18 protein-coding genes, 1 other RNA gene and 2 pseudogenes are annotated in these 21,364 nt (G+C 60.9%); 15 read left to right on the forward strand and 6 right to left on the reverse strand.

Annotated elements, in window-relative coordinates; all coding sequences use genetic code 11:
- Positions 1 to 59 precede the first annotated feature (59 nt).
- The 3 genes from acnA (at position 60) to AB5287_RS04435 (ending at position 3,758) form a co-directional block, all read left to right on the forward strand.
- Positions 60 to 2,759, forward strand: a complete 2,700-nt coding sequence (gene acnA / locus AB5287_RS04425) for an aconitate hydratase AcnA (protein WP_007054466.1) — start codon at positions 60 to 62, stop codon at positions 2,757 to 2,759.
- 145 nt (positions 2,760 to 2,904) lie between these two features.
- Positions 2,905 to 3,267 carry a type II toxin-antitoxin system RelB/DinJ family antitoxin gene (locus AB5287_RS04430; protein ID WP_008783109.1) on the forward strand — a complete coding sequence of 121 codons (363 nt, stop codon included), beginning with the start codon at positions 2,905 to 2,907 and terminating at the stop codon, positions 3,265 to 3,267.
- Positions 3,267 to 3,758, forward strand: coding sequence for a PIN domain-containing protein (locus AB5287_RS04435; protein WP_007054468.1), 492 nt, complete (start codon positions 3,267 to 3,269; stop codon positions 3,756 to 3,758). The genes AB5287_RS04430 and AB5287_RS04435 overlap by 1 nt, the downstream gene beginning before the upstream one ends.
- Positions 3,759 to 3,819: 61 nt before the next feature.
- Here the strand turns inward: AB5287_RS04435 and AB5287_RS04440 are convergent, their stop codons facing one another.
- From AB5287_RS04440 to AB5287_RS04450, 3 genes and pseudogenes are all read right to left on the reverse strand, one after another.
- Positions 3,820 to 5,925: a DUF262 domain-containing protein gene (locus tag AB5287_RS04440; RefSeq protein WP_368220751.1), complete on the reverse strand. Its 2,106-nt coding sequence runs from the start codon at positions 5,923 to 5,925 to the stop codon at positions 3,820 to 3,822.
- An 88-nt stretch (positions 5,926 to 6,013) separates the two neighbouring features.
- On the reverse strand, positions 6,014 to 6,655 hold the full coding sequence (locus AB5287_RS04445) for a GNAT family N-acetyltransferase (protein ID WP_029679476.1): 642 nt from the start codon (positions 6,653 to 6,655) through the stop codon (positions 6,014 to 6,016).
- Between the two features lie 40 nt (positions 6,656 to 6,695).
- Positions 6,696 to 6,836: pseudogene (locus AB5287_RS04450) on the reverse strand (LuxR C-terminal-related transcriptional regulator); the annotation flags it as partial.
- Between AB5287_RS04450 and AB5287_RS04455 the strand changes: the two are divergent.
- The 3 genes and pseudogenes from AB5287_RS04455 to AB5287_RS04465 form a co-directional block, all read left to right on the forward strand.
- Positions 6,835 to 6,939, forward strand: a pseudogene (locus AB5287_RS04455) (DUF5067 domain-containing protein); the annotation flags it as partial. The pseudogenes AB5287_RS04450 and AB5287_RS04455 sit on opposite strands and share 2 nt — an antisense overlap.
- A 180-nt stretch (positions 6,940 to 7,119) precedes the next feature.
- The gene (locus tag AB5287_RS04460; protein ID WP_368220753.1) at positions 7,120 to 8,022 is read left to right on the forward strand and encodes a Bax inhibitor-1 family protein; all 903 of its coding nucleotides are present in this window, start codon (positions 7,120 to 7,122) and stop codon (positions 8,020 to 8,022) included.
- Between the two features lie 139 nt (positions 8,023 to 8,161).
- Positions 8,162 to 9,178 (forward strand): DMT family transporter, encoded by a 1,017-nt coding sequence (locus AB5287_RS04465; protein ID WP_007052632.1) that lies wholly within the window; start codon positions 8,162 to 8,164, stop codon positions 9,176 to 9,178.
- Between the two features lie 32 nt (positions 9,179 to 9,210).
- On the opposite strand, the gene AB5287_RS04470 is transcribed toward AB5287_RS04465, so the two are convergent.
- Positions 9,211 to 9,951 carry a GTP pyrophosphokinase family protein gene (locus AB5287_RS04470; protein WP_007056209.1) on the reverse strand — a complete coding sequence of 247 codons (741 nt, stop codon included), beginning with the start codon at positions 9,949 to 9,951 and terminating at the stop codon, positions 9,211 to 9,213.
- A 131-nt stretch (positions 9,952 to 10,082) separates the two neighbouring features.
- Here AB5287_RS04470 and miaB point away from each other — a divergent pair, with 131 nt between their 5' ends.
- On the forward strand, positions 10,083 to 11,537 hold the full coding sequence (gene miaB, locus AB5287_RS04475; protein ID WP_007052635.1) for a tRNA (N6-isopentenyl adenosine(37)-C2)-methylthiotransferase MiaB: 1,455 nt from the start codon (positions 10,083 to 10,085) through the stop codon (positions 11,535 to 11,537).
- 11 nt (positions 11,538 to 11,548) lie between these two features.
- On the forward strand, positions 11,549 to 12,535 hold the full coding sequence (gene miaA, locus AB5287_RS04480; RefSeq protein WP_007052636.1) for a tRNA (adenosine(37)-N6)-dimethylallyltransferase MiaA: 987 nt from the start codon (positions 11,549 to 11,551) through the stop codon (positions 12,533 to 12,535).
- A 33-nt stretch (positions 12,536 to 12,568) separates the two neighbouring features.
- Here miaA and AB5287_RS04485 read toward each other — a convergent pair whose 3' ends face one another.
- On the reverse strand, positions 12,569 to 13,318 hold the full coding sequence (locus AB5287_RS04485) for a Fic family protein (protein ID WP_032684924.1): 750 nt from the start codon (positions 13,316 to 13,318) through the stop codon (positions 12,569 to 12,571).
- A 211-nt stretch (positions 13,319 to 13,529) separates the two neighbouring features.
- Here AB5287_RS04485 and AB5287_RS04490 point away from each other — a divergent pair, with 211 nt between their 5' ends.
- The 7 genes from AB5287_RS04490 (at position 13,530) to AB5287_RS04520 (ending at position 20,806) form a co-directional block, all read left to right on the forward strand.
- The gene (locus AB5287_RS04490; protein ID WP_032684923.1) at positions 13,530 to 16,439 is read left to right on the forward strand and encodes a DNA translocase FtsK; all 2,910 of its coding nucleotides are present in this window, start codon (positions 13,530 to 13,532) and stop codon (positions 16,437 to 16,439) included.
- A gap of 161 nt (positions 16,440 to 16,600) precedes the next feature.
- Positions 16,601 to 17,251, forward strand: coding sequence for a CDP-diacylglycerol--glycerol-3-phosphate 3-phosphatidyltransferase (gene pgsA / locus AB5287_RS04495; protein ID WP_007058588.1), 651 nt, complete (start codon positions 16,601 to 16,603; stop codon positions 17,249 to 17,251).
- Positions 17,252 to 17,262: 11 nt separating this feature from the next.
- On the forward strand, positions 17,263 to 17,796 hold the full coding sequence (locus tag AB5287_RS04500) for a CinA family protein (protein ID WP_007054477.1): 534 nt from the start codon (positions 17,263 to 17,265) through the stop codon (positions 17,794 to 17,796).
- 59 nt (positions 17,797 to 17,855) lie between these two features.
- Entirely contained in the window at positions 17,856 to 18,371 is a 516-nt protein-coding gene (locus tag AB5287_RS04505; RefSeq protein WP_007052641.1) for a helix-turn-helix domain-containing protein, read from the forward strand.
- Positions 18,372 to 18,482: 111 nt separating this feature from the next.
- Positions 18,483 to 18,716 (forward strand): DUF3046 domain-containing protein, encoded by a 234-nt coding sequence (locus AB5287_RS04510; protein ID WP_007052642.1) that lies wholly within the window; start codon positions 18,483 to 18,485, stop codon positions 18,714 to 18,716.
- A gap of 300 nt (positions 18,717 to 19,016) precedes the next feature.
- Positions 19,017 to 20,210, forward strand: coding sequence for a recombinase RecA (gene recA / locus AB5287_RS04515; RefSeq protein WP_007052644.1), 1,194 nt, complete (start codon positions 19,017 to 19,019; stop codon positions 20,208 to 20,210).
- A 2-nt stretch (positions 20,211 to 20,212) separates the two neighbouring features.
- On the forward strand, positions 20,213 to 20,806 hold the full coding sequence (locus AB5287_RS04520; RefSeq protein ID WP_368220757.1) for a regulatory protein RecX: 594 nt from the start codon (positions 20,213 to 20,215) through the stop codon (positions 20,804 to 20,806).
- A gap of 8 nt (positions 20,807 to 20,814) precedes the next feature.
- Here the strand turns inward: AB5287_RS04520 and rnpB are convergent.
- Positions 20,815 to 21,189, reverse strand: an RNA gene (rnpB, locus tag AB5287_RS04525) — RNase P RNA component class A.
- Between the last annotated feature and the right edge of the window lie 175 nt (positions 21,190 to 21,364).

The following is a 21,364-nucleotide window of genomic DNA, read 5'->3' on the forward strand; positions in this document are numbered from 1 at the left end:
TACCATGTGTAGCGGATAATCAGCGGCATCATAAGCCGATTCATGATTTCGGAGGAAGCATGTCCTTACGCGACGACCAGCTGGCTACCCTCAAGGCAGCCGGCAAGGACTTCGATTACTACAACATCGCCAATCTCGACGGCATCGATCATCTGCCGTACTCGCTGAAGGTACTGGTCGAGAATCTGGTGCGCAACATCGACGGTGCCAACATCACCGACGAGCACGTCAAGACCCTGCTCGACTGGGATCCGAACGCCGAACCCAGCCACGAAATCCAGTTCACGCCGTCCCGCGTGATCATGCAGGACTTCACCGGCGTGCCCTGCATCGTGGACCTCGCCACCATGCGTGACGCGGTCAAGGACCTCGGCGGCGACCCGGAGGTCATCAACCCGCAGGTCCAGTCCGACATGGTCATCGACCACTCCGTGCAGATCGACAAGTACGGCATCGCCGACGCGGTCCAGCAAAACATGGACATCGAGTACCAGCGCAACGGCGAACGCTACCAGTTCCTGCGCTGGGGTCAGCAGGCATTCAAGAACTTCCGCGTGGTGCCGCCGGGAACCGGCATTATCCACCAGGTCAACATCGAATACTTGGCCAAGGTGGTCATGAGCAAGGCCGAGGCCAACGGCAACGCGCTCGCCTACCTCGACTCCTGCGTGGGCACCGACTCGCACACCACCACCGAAAACGGTCTGGGCGTGCTCGGCTGGGGCGTCGGCGGCATCGAGGCCGAGGCCGCCATGCTCGGCCAGCCGATCTCCATGCTCGTGCCGCGCGTGGTCGGCTTCAAGCTCACCGGCTCCATCCCGGAGGGCGTTACCGCCACCGATGTGGTCCTGACCATCACCGACATGCTCCGCAAGCACGGCGTGGTCGGTAAGTTCGTGGAATTCTACGGCGAAGGCATCGCCTCCGTGCCGCTGGCCAACCGCGCCACCATCGGCAACATGGGCCCCGAGTTCGGCTCCACCTGCGGCATCTTCCCGATTGACAATGTCACGCTCGACTACCTGCGCCTGACCGGCCGCTCCGAAGAGCAGGTCGCGTTGGTCGAAGCCTACGCCAAGGCCAACAAGCTGTGGGGCGACGCTTCCGACCCGGATTACGTGGAACCGCAGTACTCCGAATACGAGGAACTCGACCTCGGTACCGTGGTGCCGTCCATCGCTGGCCCGAAGCGCCCGCAGGACCGCATTCTGCTGTCCGAAGCCAAGAGCATGTTCGAGAAGACCGCCCCCGCCTACGAGACCGAGAAGACCGTCAAGGATCCGGTGGCCGTGTCCACCGACTTCCGTGGCGATTTCGACATCGAAAACGGCGACGTGGCCATCGCCTCGATCACCTCATGCACCAACACCTCCAACCCGTCCGTGATGATCGCCGCCGGCCTGATCGCCCGCAACGCACATGCCAAGGGCCTTAAGCCCAAGCCCTGGGTCAAGACCTCGCTGGCTCCCGGCTCGCAGGTCGTGGCCGACTACCTCAAGGCCGCGGGGCTGCAGGACGACCTCGATGCACTCGGCTACCAGCTCGTCGGCTTCGGCTGCGCCACCTGCATCGGCAACTCCGGCCCGCTGCTGCCCGAGATTTCCGAGGCGATCAACGCCAACGACCTGACCGTCACCGCCGTGCTTTCCGGCAACCGCAACTTCGAAGGCCGCATCAGCCCGGACGTCAAGATGAACTACCTGGCCTCCCCGCCGCTGGTCATCGCCTACGCGCTCGCCGGCACGATGGACTTCGACTTCGAGACCCAGCCGCTCGGCACCGACGCGGACGGCAACGACGTGTACTTGAAGGACATCTGGCCCACCAATGCCGAGGTCGCCGCCGTGGTCGACGGCAGCGTGAGCCGCGAGATGTTCCTCAAGGACTACGCCTCCGTGTTCGACGGCGACCACCGCTGGAAGGGCCTCGACGTGCCGGAAGGCGAGCTGTTCGCGTGGAACGACAAGTCCACCTATGTGCGCAAGCAAACCTTCTTCGACGGCATGAAGGCCACGCCGGACCCGGTCGCCGATATCCACGGCGCCCGTGTGCTGGCCCTCCTGGGCGACTCGGTCACCACCGACCACATCTCCCCGGCAGGCGCGTTCAAGGCCTCCAGCCCGGCCGGCAAGTATCTGACCGAGCGCGGCGTGGAGCCGAAGAACTTCAACTCTTACGGTTCTCGCCGAGGCAACCACGAGATCATGGTGCGCGGCACGTTCGGCAACATCCGTCTGCGCAACCAGCTGCTCGCCTCCGTGGGCGAGGAGGTGACGCCTGGCGGCTTCACCTACGACTTCCTCGCCAAGAAGCCGACCACGATCTTCGAAGCCTCCCGCGACTACATCGACAACAAGGTGCCGCTCGTGGTGCTCGCCGGCAAGGAATACGGCACCGGCTCCTCGCGCGACTGGGCCGCCAAGGGCACGGTGATGCTCGGCGTCAAGGCCGTGATCACCGAAAGCTTCGAGCGCATCCACCGCTCCAACCTGATCGGCATGGGCGTGCTGCCGCTGCAGTTCCCGGCAGGCGAATCCTATGAGTCCCTGGGCCTCAACGGCACCGAGACCTACGATATCGCCGGCGTCGAGAAGCTTAACGAGGGCGTGACCCCCAAGACGGTCCACGTCACCGCCACCCACGAGGACGGCTCCAAGACCGAGTTCGACGCGGTGGTCCGCATCGACACGCCCGGTGAGGCCGACTACTACCGTAACGGCGGCATCCTCCAGTACGTGCTGCGCAACCTCATGAAGTAACCACCTTCTTGGCTCCCCTCTCTTGAGGGGAGCTGTCAGCGAAGCTGACTGAGGAGAGCAAGGCCGGTATCCGCCAACGGATACCGGCCTTTTCCACGCATGCCAAAATGCTATACTGTATAGCATCTTCGAAATGGAGGTTGCCATGACCATGGTCCAAATGAACGTTCGCATTGATGCGAAACTGAAGAACGAGGTCGAAGAAGTCCTCAAGGGCAAAGGCGTATCGGTGAGTGACGTAATCCGGTCGCTGTGGTTGTACATCGCCGACCGCAAGGAAGTGCCGGCATTGGAAACGACCGCCGAAGAGCAAGCCCGCGAGGAGGAAAAGCAGCGCAAGCTGAAACTGATTCGAGAAGGTGCCGGATACGTACACAAGGAACTGGTCAAGGCCGGACTGATCTCAGAAGACACCGACCTCATGGAAGGCCTTACCTACAAGCAGTTCCGCGACAAAATGTACGACGAGCAACTTGATGCGTATTACAACATGAAGAGGGCCGATTGATGACCGACGTTTCCATGCAGCGTATTTTGCTCGATACCAACGTACTGTTGGACTATTTGCTCCATCGCGATGATCACGCCAAGATGGCGGAAGCGGTTATGGAACTTGGCGCGAAGAACAACATTACGTTGTTGTGCGCGTCATTGTCGCTGAAGGATATCGCATACCTATCATCATCGGCGATTCGTAGGGAATTCAAACCGAATGAATCGGAAGTGGAGAATTTCACTCGCGGCTTTCTGTCGTCACGGGTGCCATGGCGTTGTATCGAGCAGGTGAAGGAGATGTGTGACATCGTCGCTGTCGATGAGTCGACATGTGATAAGGCTTTTTCCCTGCAAAAACGGCATCGGGATTTTGAAGATGATCTGATCATCGTTGCCGCGCAACAATCCGGTGCCAACTGTGTGGTCACATCGGATGCCGAATTAATCAGTCATTTTCCCGAATATTGCAAAACACCGGCTGAAATCGTGGCGGCGCTGGAATAAATGAGCGTGTGGCTCCCCTCACGGAGGGGGAGCCACCAATGACGTGCCGGCTTACTGTAGCCTACTGCGCCTGCAGACGGAACTGCTTCCAGATGTCACTGAGCTTCTGGCCGTTACGCGTGCGCTTCCACACGTCCAGACCGCCGCCGCGACGTCCTCCGGCGGCGGCACGGGCCGCGGCGGTCGGAGTCGGATATTCGGAGCCGTCATCCAGACGGAGACGACCGTTTTCGGTGACCGTGGCAAACCAGCGCTCGCCCTTGCGCGGCCGCTCCCACACCAGACGTTCGCCCGGCACCAGAAGACCCGCGTCAATCACCTGCCGGATCGTGACGCGCCGCGAACTATGAGACGGCCGTGGAGAAGTCTTCGACAACTCATCGACATTCTGCTTGGTCAGATCGCGGGCGTCCTTGTCATACCGGATGCCCCAGTATTCCACGATGAGTCGGACCGCCTCTTCCTGCCGCGCTTCCAGCAATGCGGGTGTGCAGTCAGCGAAATCCTTCAACTGATTGGTCAGCGGGAAACGACGCGAATCCGCGCGCAGCAGCATGCGGTCGCGACGTGCCGGATATTCACTCAACCTGTCCAACTGATCCTCAGGGCCCTGCACCAGCGCCATATTGCCGAGTCGGTACATCCAGAAATCATGCTGATCCTGCGGCCAGTCCGCAAACGATTTCGACCGTTCGATATCCAACGGCATAATCGGCAGCGCACTGAACCGGCGTGGTCGATCCAACTGCATGCCGGCCTTCTGCTCGTTGGCGCGAATCAGCAGCAGACGGACCAAATCGCCGTCACCCTGCATCTCGCCATGCAAACGGACCAATGCGCCTTCACGGTCGCCGTCCGAGACATGCAACCCGTTCACGCGCTGGACCAAATAGCCCTTGTCAAGATCACGGATGGCGGCGTTCGCATAACCGCGCCGCTCCAACGCTCCAGTGCGATTCAGCGTGCGGATGCCGGTCACCTGTTCCAATGCGGTCAGAATTTCCAGCAGCCGACGCTCGTCATGGGCACCCAACGATTCCAGCGTGGCCGTGGTTCTGGCGATACGCGAGGCACGAACCACAAACGGCGACAAATCGGCGTCGCCCAGCCCGCGATACGAATTGACCAACGCCCACATGGCCACGGGCTTCCACTCGTGGCTGCGGTAATCATCCAATCCCTCAAGCCGGCTACGCACCTCGGCGGGCAGTACGGTATCGCTGGGGCGTGCGATGATCCGCCATGCCATCGCATAGGGTGCCAGTACTTGGTTGATGAACGTGGGCACTGTGCCTTTGTCGATGTACGGTTGCAGCACGTCGGCCAGAAAATCCTCGATGAGCTTGTCGGTGGCTGGCTTGTGCGTGAGCACGAGATGCAGATAGGCGAAGAATTCCTCACAGTCATGCGGATCGTCGCCGATCGGGTCAATGATGTCATCCCAACGGGCTGCGTACACGTCAAGTTCGGCGGTCGACAGGCTGGCCGTGGCGCGCGCCTTGAACACGTCGGACGGGGTGAGCGGCAGGCCGCGCATGTTCATCACGTCGAAGATGCGATGCGCGCCGTCGAGATCGTCGGTGGTCACGATGACGAGCGTCACCTCGTTGACCAGATACTGCGCGAATTGCTGGCGTTCGGATGCCGACCAATTGGAGATCTCGTCGTACGTCTTGCGGATGTTGGCGACGATATTGCGTTGCGCAGCGGTCGCCAGATCGTCATCGTTCATGTCGAACACGGATTCGAGGTTGTCCTCCTGCACGTGTTCGCGGAAGAACGCCGCGTCGCGCTCGCGCAACGTGAGGCGAGGCTCGGTGACGATGCCGCGCAGCTTGTCGCCGGGCTCCACCAGCAGCGCGTCGAGTTGGCACATGAGGTCCGGGTCTCGCTCCAGATCGCGCAGCACGGCGATGATGATCGACAGGGATACCAGCCGCTGCTGCCCGTCGATCACGTCATAACGGTTATCGCCCTCGCGCACCAGAATCAGCGAGCCGAGAAAGTACGGGGTACCGGGTGACTTGCAGGCGTCATCCAAGTCGCTTACCAGTTGCAGGATGTTCTCGGCCTTCCATATGTAGGCCCGCTGGAATGAGGGGATTGTGAACCGGAAATCCGGGGTGAACACTTTCCCGAGTGGTAGTTCCTTCGCGCTGATTGCCATGTCAATCCCTTCGTCGCCGGCCTTTGGACGGTATGCCGACGTGCCGACTGTGCTCAAGCCTACCAGTGTTCGCCCGGCGGCGGGCGCATCACGCTGGCTCGGGCACCGACCCCTCGTACAAGTAGAACGAAGACGGGTTTTCTCCCGGCCCGGATGCGGGCAGTGACTGCTCGCACACCTGCGTCAGGCCGCGATGTACATAGAATCCGACATCGCACGTGGTATCCGTGAATAGGAAGTACTGACGTATGCCGGCTGCGTGGAATGCGCTCATCATCGTCTCGAACATGCGCCGGCCCAGACCGTGACCGCGCGCCGCCGGATCAAGTACGAACAGCACCACTTCAGCCGAATACTCATGGCCAATGTTCGCCGCCTGCTTACGCAGTTGCCTATCGACATGAAGAGTCCCGAGAATCTCGCTCGCAGCTGCCATGCCGTCGTGGGCAAACGCCAGTTGCAATAGCTTGCGCAACGAATGACGCCGGTGCATGTTCAGCGGGCTGCGATGGTCGAGCTCGTCGATACGCCCCACAATCAATGCGACGGGTTTATCTTCCAGCTCCGCGACAAAGGCCGTGGTCACACGTGCCAGACAGTTCTCCCAATCGGCCTCGGCTGCCAGCAAGCCGGTCCGCTCATCATATTCGGCGTACCAAGTGCGGCGCACCAGGTCGATCAGCGCCGGATAATCGTCTTTACGTAACGTTCGAATAATCGCTTCACTCATGTTCTCCATTATGACTGATATGGCTCGATAACCGGACGTGTTACAGTCGCGCCGGCAAATCGGCCCGCTCCACCAGCCTCGCCATCTGTACGCGGCCCATATTGAGCTTGTCCGCCGCGGAGGAGAGATGCGCCTTGGCCGTACGCTCCGAGATAAACATACGGGAGGCGATTTCGGCGTTGGGCTATGTGCTGCAAGACGATTCACCGATTACGGTGTATGTCACTTCGTTCCTATCAACGGATCAAGACACCAAGGTGACGCATGCCTTCACGTTGCAGTGAATCGCGCGGCGGTCCAAGCTGCGGTCGAATGCCAATCGAATCTCAAGTGCATGCCACGCGCATGGTGGAAACGCCCGTTACGCTTTGAGATGAGCAGAACGAGCCGATCGATCCTATTCATGGAATGTTCAGCTTTGTTCCTCTAAGATTGGTACTGGAACAAACGCTAAAGGAGCGATTATGACATTCGGTCAGCAGCCCCAGAACAACGGGCAATACAACCCGCGATACAACACGCCTGATTACAACGCCGCCCAACAGTCTGGATATGGCCAGCAATACGCACAGTCCGGTTACGGCCAGAACTACTATGCCCAGCCGCAGGGCGCCCCCACCTACCAGTACGCGCCGCAGGATGCGGCCGGTGCCGGCGCGGGTGCGGCCACCATCAACACGACGATGACCTACAACTATGAGGAAGCCCGCCGAGTCTCAGTGACCAAGGTGTACGGCGAGATGACCATCGGCATCCTCGTCACCGCCGTGGTCGCCGTGCTCGGCCAGATCACTGGAGCCTACTACAGCTTCCTCATGGCCACCGGCATGGTGGGCCTCATCGGCCTGTGCGTGGTGCAGATTGCCCTGGCCGTGGTGCTCGGCATGCGCGTCACCAAGATGAAGTCGGCCACCGCGCGCGTCATGTTCTATGTGTACGCCGCATTGATGGGCTTCACCTTGAGCTCGATCTTCATGGTCTACGACCTCGGCTCGATCGGCGTGGCACTCGGTGTCACCGCCGCGTTCTTCTTTGCGCTGACCATGTTCGGCATGACTACCAAGTTCAACATGCTCAAGGCCGGCCCGATCCTGATGATCGGCCTGATTGTGCTCATCATCTCGCAGATCGTGCTCGCCTTCGTGCAGGTCGACGGCATGACCAAGATCGTCTGCGCCATCGGCCTGATCCTGTTCGCCGGCATGACCATCTACGACGCGCAGTCCACGCGCGCGCTGCTGACCGAATACGAGGCCCAGGGCCCGGAAATGGTCAAGAAGATCTCCATCCTGTGCGCCCTGAACCTGTACCTCGACTTCGTGAACATGTTCCTGTACATCCTGCAGCTGCTCGGCAACAGGGACTAGCCTCGACAGCCGATTGGCGAGCGGCATGTAGCCTGCCCGTCAAACGTCACAGCCCGACCACATTGTGGCCGGGCTTTTTCATGTCTGTCACATTCGCACGTTAGGCTGGCTCCCCGTGAAAAGACAAGAACTCGTAGGCATGCTGAGCCTGTTGTTGACCGCGCTGATCTGGGGTTTTGCGTTCGTGGCGCAGGTCCAGGGCATGGATTCGATGTCGCCGATGTTCTTCAACGCCGCGCGCTTCACGCTGGGAGCACTGTCTTTGGTGCCGATTCTGCTGTGGATGCGTGGCCGGGGGAGCGCGGATAAGGGCGATACAGCCGGGGCCGATGTCGTTGGGACCGAGGCATCCGTGGCCGTCTCCACAGATGCCGCATCGAACGGCGCATCCGACGTCGTTACCATCACCGGTGCCAAGCTGAATGCGAACAAGCCCGATTCGGCCGTGGCGCGATTGCTCGCCAACCCGGTGGTCATTTCCGTGATCTGCGGCATCGTGCTGTTCACCGCCAGCACCCTGCAGCAGTATGGCATTCTGTACGGCAAATCGGCCGGCCGTGCGGGATTCCTGACCGCCATGTACATCGTGATGGTGCCGTTGCTGGCCTTCGTGTTCCTGCGCCGGCGCATCGGCATGCTGGTGTTCGTGGCCGTGGCGCTGTCCATCGCCGGCTTCTATCTGCTGTGCATCACCGATGGTTTCGGTTCGATCGGCCTGGCGGATATCCTGCTCGTGTTCACGGCCGTGCTGTTCGCCGTGCATATTCTGGTGATCGATACTTTGGGCGGCACCGTGGACGCCATCAAGCTTTCATTCGGCCAGTTCTGCACCACCGCCGTGCTGAGCTGGGCGGGTTCGCTGATCGAAGGCTCGGTCGACTGGGCCGGCGCTGCTCATTCCTGGATTCCGATTCTGTACGCCGGCATCGGCTCGGTGGGCATCGCGTACACCTTGCAGGTGGTCGGCCAGCAATGGGTGCCACCGACGCGAGCCAGCCTGCTGATGAGCCTCGAATCGTTCTTCTCGGCGGTAGGCGGTGCGTTGCTTCTCGGTGAAGTGATGACCCCGCGCGGCTACCTCGGCTGCGCCCTCATCTTCCTCGGCACCCTACTGGCCCAAGCGCCGGCCAGGCTGCCGAAGTGGCCGCAACGGTGAATGAATCGGCCGCAGGCCGATTCCATAGCACCTCAGTCCGAGGTCTTAGGCGCTTCGCCCACTTGCGGCGCGCCGTTGATGTCGCGGTGGATGTTCTGCATCTGTACCTCGATGTTCTGCAATGAGCGCGCGCAGTCGAGCAGCGTCTGGGAATGCTCGGCGAGCTTGTTGTCCGGCAAATCGGTCTTGTAGCGCAGCGCATGCTCCAGCGACGCCCAATAATCCATGGCGATGGTGCGGAACTGCACCTCCACCGGCGTGTAATGCGCGCCCGAGGAGAGGAACACGGGCACCGCGTAGATTACGTGCAATGAACGATACCCGTTCTGTTTCGGGTTCTTGATGTAATCCTTGACGCGCAGCACCTGAATATCGGACTGCGACGACAGATAGTTGGACACGGAATACACGTCGTCGCGGTAATTACAGATCACGCGGATGCCGGCCACATCGAACAGATTGTCCTTAATCGAATTGACGCCGATCGGCAGACCCTTGCGCTCCAGTTTGCCGATGATCGAGCTCACCGACTTCAGACGGCGTTCCATATGATGTATCGGGTCATGGCTGAACCGCACCTGGAACTCGTCGTCGAGAATCTCCAGTTTGGTGCTGATCTCGTACATCGCGCCTTCATACACCTGCATGAGGTCAACGAATTCAACGACCTGTTCGGGAGTGAAGGTGCCTCCCGGAAGATCCAACGCTTTGAGACGGGCTTGCAGATCGGAGGTTTTGAGTCGGCTATGTCGGTCAAGTATCACGTCCACCAATATACTCGGCGGATTCCAGCCAATCTGGACGTTCGCGGGGAATCTTTCCAAGAACCCATAATTTGACATCGTGACAACCAATGGCATACGTGACCGGAGCATGACGAACCCCGTCGATAGAATCGGTCGTTATGAATGAAGACATGATGACCGAGGCGGAGCGCGCCTCGATTGCAGCCGATGGAACCGATGGTTTGCTGGGGAAACGCGGCAAGGGCGTGTTCCATATCCATACGCTCGGCTGCCAGATGAACGTGCACGATTCCGAGCGCATCGCCGGCGTGCTGGAGGCCAATGGCTACGTGCCTGCAACCGAGGACCAGATCAATGACAATGACCTCGATTTGCTGGTGCTCAATACCTGTGCGGTACGCGAGAACGCAGCCGAACGCATGTATGGCACCATTGGCCGATTCAATCGCGTCAAACTGGTTCGGCCGAACCTGCAGATCGCCGTTGGCGGCTGCATGGCCCAGCTTGACCGCAAGAAGATCGCGGATACTGCGCCATGGGTTTCCGCGGTGTTCGGTACCAAGAACATCGAAGATCTGCCCAAGCTGTTGGATCAGAATCGTGCGACCGGCAAGGCGCAGGTCCAGGTCACTGAACAATTGCGGCAGTTCCCGAGCCAGCTTCCCGCCGCCCGCGCCTCCCGCATCAGCTCGTGGGTGGCGATTTCCGTGGGCTGCAATAACACCTGCACGTTCTGTATTGTGCCCACCACGCGAGGCAAGGAAAAGGACCGCCGCCCCGGTGACATTCTTGATGAGATTCGCCAATGTGTGGCCGATGGTGCCAAGGAGGTTACGCTTCTCGGCCAGAACGTGAATTCGTTCGGTTATGGTATTGGCGATCGATACGCTTTCAGCAAGCTGTTGCGCGCCTGCGGCACCATCGACGGTCTCGAACGCGTGCGCTTCACCTCGCCGCACCCGGCCGCCTTCACCGACGACGTCATCGCCGCGATGGCCGAAACGCCGAACATCATGCACCAGCTGCACTTCCCGCTGCAGTCCGGCTCCGACCGCATCCTGCGCGCGATGCGCCGCTCCTACCGCTCCGCCAAGTTCCTCGACATACTGGGCCGCATCCGCGCCGCCATGCCCGACGCGCAGATCTCCACCGACATCATCGTCGGCTTCCCCGGCGAAACCGAAGAGGACTTCCAGCAGACCATGGACGTGGTGCGCCAGGCGCGCTTCTCCTCGGCGTTCACGTTCATCTACTCGCCACGCCCCGGCACGCCGGCCGCCGCAATGGAACAGATTCCGCGCGACGTGGTGCAGGACCGGTTCGACCGTCTGGTGGCGTTGCAGGAGCAGATCACCGAAGAGAACCTCGCCACATTCGAGGGCCGCGACGTCGAAGTGATGATCACCGGCAAACTCGGCAAGAAGGACACCGACACCCACCGTGTCACCGGCCGCGAGAAAACCGGCGTGCTGGTGCACATCGGCGTGCCTGAAGGCGAACCGGTACCTGAAATCGGCGATTTCGTCACGGCCACCGTCACACACGCCGGCCGCCATAATCTGCTTGCCGACCCCGACGTGGCCGCCGGCCAGACCTATTCCGTGCGGCACTGAGGGGGGCGTATATGACGCAACGAGTCGTCTCCATCGTCGGTCCCACCGCGTCCGGCAAGACGGGGTTGGGCATCGCCATCGCCCGGCGTCTGGCCGAAGCGGGGGAGCGGGCCGAAATCGTGAACGCGGACGCCTACCAGATGTACCGTGGCATGGATATCGGCACCGCCAAACCCACCGCCGAGGAACAGGCGGCCGTGCCGCACCATCTCATCGACATCATCGACCCCGAAGACACGATGAGCGTGGCCCGATTCCAGCAGCTTGCGCGCGAGACCATCGCCGACCTGCAATCACGTGGCATCCGGCCGATTCTCGTCGGCGGCTCCGGCTTGTACGCCAGAGCGGCCATCGATGACATCACCTTCCCCGGCACCGATCCCGACGTACGCACACGTCTTGAGGAACGCGAGAAAACCGAGGGTGCCGGTGCTTTGTTCGACGAGTTGCGGGCCAAAGACCCCGAGGCCGCCGCGCGCATGGACCCACGCAATCCACGCCGCACCATCCGTGCGCTGGAGGTCATCGAGCTTACCGGCAAACCGTATTCGGCCAGTCTGCCGCGCTACCGGTACGTGATTCCGTCCGTGCAGATCGGACTCGACCTGGACCGCCCGGATTTGGACCATCGCATCGATTTGCGCACCAAGCAGATGTATGACGATGGGTTCATCGAAGAAGTCGAACGGTTGCGCCCGCATCTGGGTGCCACCGCCGTACGTGCGCTCGGCTATCAGCAGATCATCGACCTGCTGGACGGCATCTGGGATGTGAACGACGCCTTCGCGGACATCGCACAGAAAACCAAGCGACTCGCCCGCAAACAGATGGGATGGTTCGGCCGTGACCCGCGCATCCACTGGCTGCAGGCCCTGAACCCGAAACTGGTCGACAACGCGATGGCCATTATCGCGCACGCCGACGCCGGCGACTACGACCCGATCGACGCCCGAGCCGACGAATACACCCAGCATCATCTGGGGGATATCACGGCGTAGGAATCAGCCAAAGGCCGATGCAATCACCCGCAATCAGTGTGCAGGCCCCTGATTCCAGCCGGCGATCAAGAACACGCGCGTCGGATTCGCCGGGCGTAGTATCGCGTCGAACATCGTCTCCAGTGCAGACGTGTCGCCCCGATATGCCGAGTGCTTGGCGGAGCGATACTCTTCGCGCGTCACTGAGCCCCAGTCGAGATCCCAGCCGGCGTCATGCGCCAAGCGTGAACCGAATATACGCAGCACCATCGCATTGCCGCCACGGAACGGATGCAGATAACCGAGCTCATCATAAATAGAAGCAAATGCGTGAACGAACACGTCGCGATCCAACGCATGCAGGTTGCGCTTGTCCGCCAACTCCATCGCGATGTTGTGCGCGCCGGTCTCAATGAGCCCAGCCGGGAAGAACGCCTCAGGATTCGCGGCCCGAGCCCGGTCGTTCGTCACCTCACGTGTGGTGTTTGAGGTACGCAACTTGCCCGCATCCTCAAACACGCCTTCGAACAGCCCCTTATGAATGGCGGTCAGCTCATCCAAGTCGCCAGACGGATTCCATCGACGTTCCGCCAACAACACGGTACGTGCGAACACCGCATCCGCCCGATCCGTGGCATGATCATCCAGACTGCCGGCAGCCAGACGATCCTTTCCGGCAGGGCCGGCGGCGGCGCGCAGACGCATGGCGGTCTGTTCGTCCGCCACGTCGATGAGATGGGTCACGGGCTTCAAGCCGCGTTCGTAGGCAGCCGCGGCGCGCATCGTTGCCTCGCCCGGCGTCATCGCTTCCAGTGCGCAGTTCTTGAGTGCAAATGCGACTGCGCTCGCACGCTCTGCGGGTGTCATGCAACCCATGATAAGGCATATTCGCGCCCCAGCGGGGAATCGACTCAGACGAACGCGGCGAATCGGCTGTCGGGATTCGTCAATCGACCATATCGTCACGGTGTCGTCACCAACCATGCACCCCCGTACTAGTAGAATCAGACCCGATATGGCACGAACAGCATCCTCCAACAGCACCAAACCCCGTAAATCCAAAGACAACGGGTCTACCCATGATGGCGAAACCAAGGTCCAGCCCGAGCTTGACCTCGAACCTGAGCCGTTGTGGAAGAAGATCCTGCTCGCGATTCCGCGCGCGTTCGGCTCCGGCGTACGCGCCGTCACCGGCGTCGGCGAATACGATCCAGCCTACCGTCGTGATGGTTTGTGCTTCCTGCTGCTCGTGCTCGCCGTACTGTTCTGCGCGTCCGAATGGTTCCGCGTCAGCGGTCCATTCGGCCAGCTGCTTCACGCCATCGCGGCCGGTGTGCTTGGTCTGATGAGCGTCGTGCTGCCGGTGTTGCTCGCCGCCGTGGCCTTCCGACTCATGCGCAATTCCGGTAAAGGGTCCAATAACCCGCGTGTGGTCACCGGTTGGGTGCTGCTCATGTGGTCGATTTGTTCGATCATCGACGTGGCGATCGCCGCCGACCACACCGGATTCGACATCACGATTCTGCAATCCGCCGGCGGCCTGTTCGGCTTCTTCCTCGGCTCACCGCTCGCCTGGGGCCTTTCCAACGTGTTCGCCATCATCATTTTCGTGGTCGTCGGCCTGTTCTCCTTGCTGATGATTACCGGCACCCACGTCACCGATTTGCCGGAGGATGCGCGCAAAATCGCCGCTAAAATCCAGCGCAAACCGTATGTGCCGATGGGCCAGGAGACGGATGGGAGCGCCAGCCAGTTTCCCAACGAGGTCCGTGTGGGAGATACCACTCTCGCCTTTGCCGACGGTGTTCCCTCGCATGACGGCGACGATGACGGCAACGACGACGATCAGGCCGGCGATGCACGGCCCAGCCTGTTCGCACGACTGTTCGGCCGCAAATCCAAGACCGAAGACGACAAAACTCTTGACAAGTATGCTGCCGACGATCCATTCGACCGTGCCGCCAGCCAGCATGGTGCCACCGCCGAAACCCCGGTGGTCGATCCGATGACCGGCGAGATTATCGGTGCGCGAACCATTGCATCGTCTTCGTACGACGGCCGTCCGCACCTATCCAGCCCTGTGCCTGCTGCCGATGCAGATGATGGCGACGCTTCCCGAACCCGCGTCATCACCAGTGGCCAGACCGTCGCCATGCCCGGTGGGGGAGCGGTAGACGACCCGTGGGCACCCAGTGCCGCCCAGGCCGGTACTGTCGCGCTCGCAGGGGCAGCCGGTGCGATGGGAGCGGCCGGAGCCGCCGGTGCCGCGGCTGCGGCAGCCGCGACCGGAGCCTACGCGGGTGCCGATGCGGACGGCAGCGGAGTCGGCCAGGGCGTGCCCAATACGGGCGGCCAGCCGAATGCCACCGCCGGCAACGATACAGACGACGACGCCAATAGGCCGTATCAGTTGCCCGACCTGAACCTGCTGACCAAAGGCCAGCCCCATGCGATGCGCACCCCGGCCAACGATCGCGTGATCCGGGCGCTGACTTCCACCTTCGAACAGTTCAACGTGGATGCCAAAGTCGTCGGCTTCCTGCGTGGCCCCTCGGTCACCCAATATGAGGTCGAGCTTGGCCCCGGCGTCAAGGTGGAGAAAGTCACCAACCTGCAGCGCAACATCGCCTACGCGGTGGCCAGTTCGGATGTGCGTATCCTTTCACCGATTCCCGGCAAATCCGCCATCGGCATCGAAATCCCGAACGAGGATCGCGAAATCGTGCACTTGGGCGACGTACTGCGCTCCGACAAGGCCGTGGGCGACCCGAACCCGATGCTCTCCGGCATCGGCAAGGACGTCGAAGGCCACTTCGTGACCGCCGACCTGACCAAGATGCCGCACCTGCTGGTGGCCGGTGCCACCGGTTCCGGTAAGTCGAGTTTTATCAACTCGATGCTCACTTCGATCATCATGCGTGCCACGCCCGAACAGGTGCGTCTGATCATGGTGGATCCCAAGCGCGTGGAACTGTCCGCCTACGCAGGCATCCCGCACCTGCTGACCCCGATCATCACCGATCCGAAGAAAGCCGCACAGGCCCTCGAATGGGTGGTCAAAGAGATGGATGCACGCTACTCCGACCTCGAATTCTTCGGATTCCGCCACGTCAAGGACTTCAACGAGGCCGTGCGCGCCGGCAAGGTACATGCGCCCGCCGGCTCCCAGCGCAAGGTGGCCCCCTATCCGTACATCCTCGTGGTGGTCGACGAGATGGCCGACCTTATGATGGTGGCCAAGAACGATGTGGAAAGCTCCATCCAGCGCATCACCCAGCTGGCACGAGCCGCCGGTGTGCATCTGGTGCTCGCCACCCAGCGTCCGTCCGTGGACGTGGTCACCGGTCTGATCAAGGCCAACATTCCATCCCGACTGGCGTTCGCCACCTCGTCCGCCACCGATTCGCGAGTCATTCTTGACACGGTCGGTGCCGAGACCCTGATTGGTCAGGGCGATGCGTTGTTCCTGCCGATGGGTTCCGCCAAGCCGATTCGTGTGCAGGGCTCGTGGGTGTCCGAATCCGAGATTCGCAAGGCCGTGGAGTTCGTGCGCACCCAGCGCAAGCCGAAATACCGCGAAGACATCGAACAGATGGCCAAGGAAGCCGAAAAGAAAGACAGCATGGAGCCCGACGAGGAGATCGGCGACGACATGGACGTGCTGCTGCAGGCCGCCGAACTCGTGGTCACCAGCCAATTCGGCTCCACCTCGATGCTGCAGCGCAAGCTCAGGGTCGGCTTCGCCAAGGCCGGCCGACTCATGGACCTGCTCGAATCGCGTGGCGTGGTCGGGCCGTCCGAAGGCTCGAAGGCCCGCGAAGTGCTCGTCCAGCCGCAGGACCTGCCGCAGGTGCTCGCCTTCATCCGAGGCGAAACCAGCTCGCTCGAAGCCACCGCCCCGCAACAGCCCGAACTCGGCGAATAATTCACCCATCGACCTTCCTCTGATGAGGGAGGTGCCCCGAAGGGGCGGAGAGAGAAGCGCGGCCACGCGGCCATCAGCACGCAACCTGATTCCCGAATAATGGCAGTCAATATCCAGCCAATACTCACTCAAGGTAGAAGTGTGGGGGTAACGTGAACACTATGGATGAGAACACAATGGACAAGCAGTCATCGCCCAAATCATCGCTGTTCGACGGATGGAACGCGCCGCCGAACCTGGTCACCTACTCGCGCATCGTACTCGTGGTGTTTTTCCTGACACTCGACATTCTCGCCGGTGCCTGGGGTGAGAACAACCTGACCATGCGCTGGGTCGCCGCGGTGCTGTTCATCATCGCCGCGTCCACCGATAAAATCGACGGTTGGATGGCCCGCAAATACAATCAGGTCACCGAAATGGGCAAGCTCATGGATCCGATCGCGGATAAGCTGCTTACTTGCGGCGCAATGATTGTATGCTCCGCGTTCGGCGAGCTCGGCTGGTGGGTAACCATCCTGTTCCTGATTCGCGAAATTGGTATCACCGTTATGCGTTTCTTCGTCATGGAGCGTCCGGGCGGCAAAGTCATCGCCGCCGCATGGCCCGGCAAGCTCAAGACCGTATTCCAGTGCGTGGGTCTGTCCATGCTGCTGCTGCCGTTCTGGTCTCTGGGTAACGGACAAGCCACGCCGTTCTGGATGACCGCTTACTACTTCCTGACCTACGCCATCATCTACGTGGCATTGGTCTTGTGCCTCTACTCGGGTGCCGTGTACCTGTACAACACGTTCGTCGCCCCGAAGCGGAAGTGACGGATATTCCAATGCGGGAATTGTGCGACAGTCTCGCGGCCGGCATCCTCAAGATTTGCGAGGCGAACAATACGAAAATCGCCTGCGCTGAATCCCTGACCGGTGGCCTGCTTGCCGATGCGTTCGTGCGTATTCCCGGCGCCTCCAACGTGTTGTTGGGCTCCGCTGTCACCTACGACATCAATGCCAAGGCCTCGATCCTGCACGTGGACAAGGCCCTATTGGATCGAGAAGGTGCCGTACACCCCGAAGTCGCCCGGCAGATGGCCATCGGTACCGCTCGCCTATACAGCCAGCCGGAATACGGCGACCGAATCATCGGCCTTTCCACCACCGGCGTGGCCGGCCCCGGTCCGGACGGTGATAAGCCGGCCGGACTGGTGTATGTGGGCCTGCGCATCCCCGCAAGCCTCACCGCGGACCATGCCGAAGTGCTCAAAGCCGTCGAACTCCATCTTGATGGCATGCGCGAAGAGGTTCGTCGCCTCACCGTATTCCACGTTCTGCAAAACTTGAGTCTATTCACAGCAAGTTTTAAGGAATAAAACCGTTGGGTTGTCGTGTTGTACATAGTGGAAACACTGAACCGACCTGGGAAGGGGCGATGGCGATGGAAACGATGACCCGAGTGAACGAACAGATGGATGTGGCCGCCAAGAAGCCGATGGCTGTGCAGCCGGGTGTCGCCCGTATGCGTGAACTGACTCCGGCCCAGCGCCGTGCGGTGATGTTCGCCCAGCAGCAGGTGCTCAAGGCACAGGCCGCCAAGAAGGCCAAGGATCAGCGTCAAGCCGTTCGTGAACGTATGTGGGATGAGGATTCGCCGTCGTACAAGCCGACTGCCGCCGCCGAGCCCGTGGTGGCTGAGGAGGAGCCTCGCGAGTTTTCGCTGCGTGGTGCTATCGGTCATGTGCTGCGCGAGCTGCGCACGCGCGATCGCCGCACGTTGCGTGAAGTCTCCGAGAAGGCAGGCGTTTCGCTAGGCTACCTTTCCGAAGTCGAACGTGGACAGAAGGAAGCCAGCTCCGAACTGCTGAGCTCCATCGCCGATGCGCTCGGAGTCTCCACTTCGCGCATGCTGCGCATGGTGGCTGATTATCTCGACTCGGTCGAGGGCTGATCGGTTGGCGGTGTGAAGCCGCGTCCCGTAATCTATGTCTAGCTGTGAACCCGTATCGCTTGTGGCGATGCGGGTTTTTGCTGTCCTGCGGTTGGTGGCACACTGGCGTGTATGCGTGAACGGGAATTCTGGGAATTACTTGAAGAGGTGTTCGGTCGGACCTACGGTCGTTCGCTGTCGCGTGATCAACGGATGCCCAAACTGGCGAATATGACCGTGGTCGAGGCGCTGGACGCGGGGGAGGAGCCACGCGTGGTCTGGAATGTGCTCTGCGACCAAATGGAGGTTCCGGACTCCAAGCGTTGGGGCCACGATCATAACGCGCCGCCCATGCCCGCCGTCTGACACTGCGGGATTACGGAGTCGCTGAATCGTGAAATTGGCGATTTCGGCGTGTTGCACGCCAAATTCGAACAAATGTTCGTGTGTGTGGTTATAGTTATCCACAGTGACAAGAAGCCGCATACGTGTGCACAGGGTGCTTGCCATCTGCCATAATCCTTACCGCAGTAGGGCTTAAGGAGGCCAGGTGGCCAAGCTCGGGCAAGCTGGAACCACAATGGTTGGTTTGGATTGCCTCACATGGCATGTCCGTCATACGGTGGAGGCATCCGATTCGCACACGACTTCGACAAGGAGAAGATCATGGCACTTGAGACCAAGCCGGCCAAGGACCCGGCAGCCGAGGACAAGCACGAGCTCGATCCCAAGCGCAAGGCGGCGCTGGACACCGCGCTGGCGCAGGTCGAGAAGAGTTTTGGCAAAGGTTCCGCAATGCGACTGGGCGACCAGCCCGAGCAGAACGTCGAGGTGATTCCCACCGGTTCGTTGGCTCTCGATATGGCGCTCGGCATCGGCGGCCTACCCAAGGGCCGCATCGTGGAGATCTACGGCCCCGAATCATCCGGTAAGACCACGCTCGCATTGCATGTGGTGGCCAATGCCCAGAAGAAGGGCGGCGTGGCGGCCTACATCGATGCCGAACACGCGCTCGACCCGGCCTACGCCCGCAAGCTCGGCGTGGACACCGACTCACTCATCGTCTCCCAGCCGGATAACGGCGAGCAGGCCCTCGAAATCGCTGACATGCTGATTCGCTCCGGTGCGCTTGACGTCATCGTCATCGACTCGGTCGCCGCTTTGGTGCCGAAGGCCGAAATCGAAGGCGAAATGGGAGACAGCCATGTTGGTTTGCAGGCCCGACTCATGAGTCAGGCGCTGCGCAAGATGACCGGCGCGTTGGCTCAGGCCGGCACCACCGCCATCTTCATCAACCAGCTGCGTGAGAAGATCGGCGTGTTCTTCGGCAACCCTGAAACCACCACCGGTGGTAAAGCTCTGAAGTTCTACGCCTCCGTGCGTCTCGACATCCGCCGCATCCAGACCTTGAAGAACGGCGACGAAGCGGTGGGCAACCGCACGCGCGTCAAGGTGGTCAAGAACAAGATGGCCCCGCCTTTCAAGTCCGCCGAATTCGACATGCTCTACGGTGAAGGCATTTCCCGTGAGGGCTCGGTGATCGACATGGCCCAGCAGGTTGGCGTGGTCAAGAAGTCCGGTTCGTGGTTCACCTATGAGGGTGATCAGCTCGGTCAGGGACGAGAGAAGGTCCGTCAGTTCCTTAAGGACAACCCGGCCATCACCGAGGAGATTGAGAACAAGGTCAAGGCCGAGTTCGGTCTGATCGGTTCCGCCGATCAGTTCGCGGAAGATGGCGAAGCCGCAGCAGCGGCCGCCGTCAGCGAGGCTGCTGCGGCTGACGTGGCCAAGGACAGCAAGGCCGCAGCGGCGCCTGCTGCCAAAACGACCCGTGCCAAGGCCGGCACAGCTAAGGCCTGAACATGATTAGTGCCGAAGCGTTCTTGCGGCGCAATCCTGTTGCGTCGCAAGACATGCCCATTGCCGAGCAGCATGTTCAGTCGAAACCGTCGGGACGTTTTTCTCGACGGGGGAGAGACGCTGCCGTTGTCGAAGATCCCAATGATTTGGACGCTTGCCGCGAGGCTGCATTGCGTTTGCTGGACGCGGCCCCGCGTGCATCCGGTGCGTTACGCGAACGATTGCTTGCCAAAGGGTACGGCGAGGCGATCGTGGACGAGGTCATCGAACGGCTGATTCGCGTGCAACTGATTGACGACGGCGCTTATGCCGAATCGGCCGTACGCTATTGTGCCGGTCGCATGATGGGCCGTCGTGGTACGGTCATGGAACTTGCTCGCAAAGGTGTGGACCGCAAGCTGGCTGAACAGGTGTGTGACGAAGCTGAACAAAATGGCATCTTTGAAGATGCCGCATGGGAATTGGGCCGCCAAATAGCCCGCAAAACCCATGGCCTCGATCGTCGGGTCCGTCAGCGTCGGCTTTGGTCCGCCGGCGGCCGCAAAGGCCACAGCCCCGAAACCCTCCGTCGAGTCGCCACCGCATTGTTGGTGTAGCCAAGAAAAAAATGAGACCTCTTATACCCCGGGTTCTGTCGTGCCGTGCGCGAACGCACGGCACGGATGGCCATCCATCTCGACCTGACGTTACCGCCAGGCTCTAGCAGCCTACCCGATGACACGGGCGAGCAGCCCTTACCGCCATCTGCTTGGCCTTGCTCCCGATGAGGCTTGCCATGCGACCTACTGTTACCAGAGGCCCGGTGGTCTCTTACACCGCCGTTTCACCCTTACCCGTCGAGGACGGGCGGTCTGTTCTCTGTTGCGCTATCTCTCAGGTCACCCTGGGCGGACGTTATCCGCCATCGTGCTCTATGGAGCCCGGAAGTTCCTCAGCCGATCCCAATGAAGATCACGGCCGCGGCCATCAAGAGGTCTCAAGCTTGCAATTATACATAAGGTGCGGAAAAGGCGGCATCCCGCCCTGCGGTGAGGCCATGACGTTGCCCGGTTATCCTGTTTTCTCCATAGTTGGGCATAGTTGGGCGATTCGTGAACGACGCGCCGAATATCGGATGGGGCGTGTCGGGCGTGTTGTGGCGTGTCGTATGGAGA

It is taken from the genome of Bifidobacterium sp. RTP21102st3_E2_RTP21102_210122 (assembly GCF_040916945.1).
Classification (GTDB): domain Bacteria; phylum Actinomycetota; class Actinomycetes; order Actinomycetales; family Bifidobacteriaceae; genus Bifidobacterium; species Bifidobacterium longum.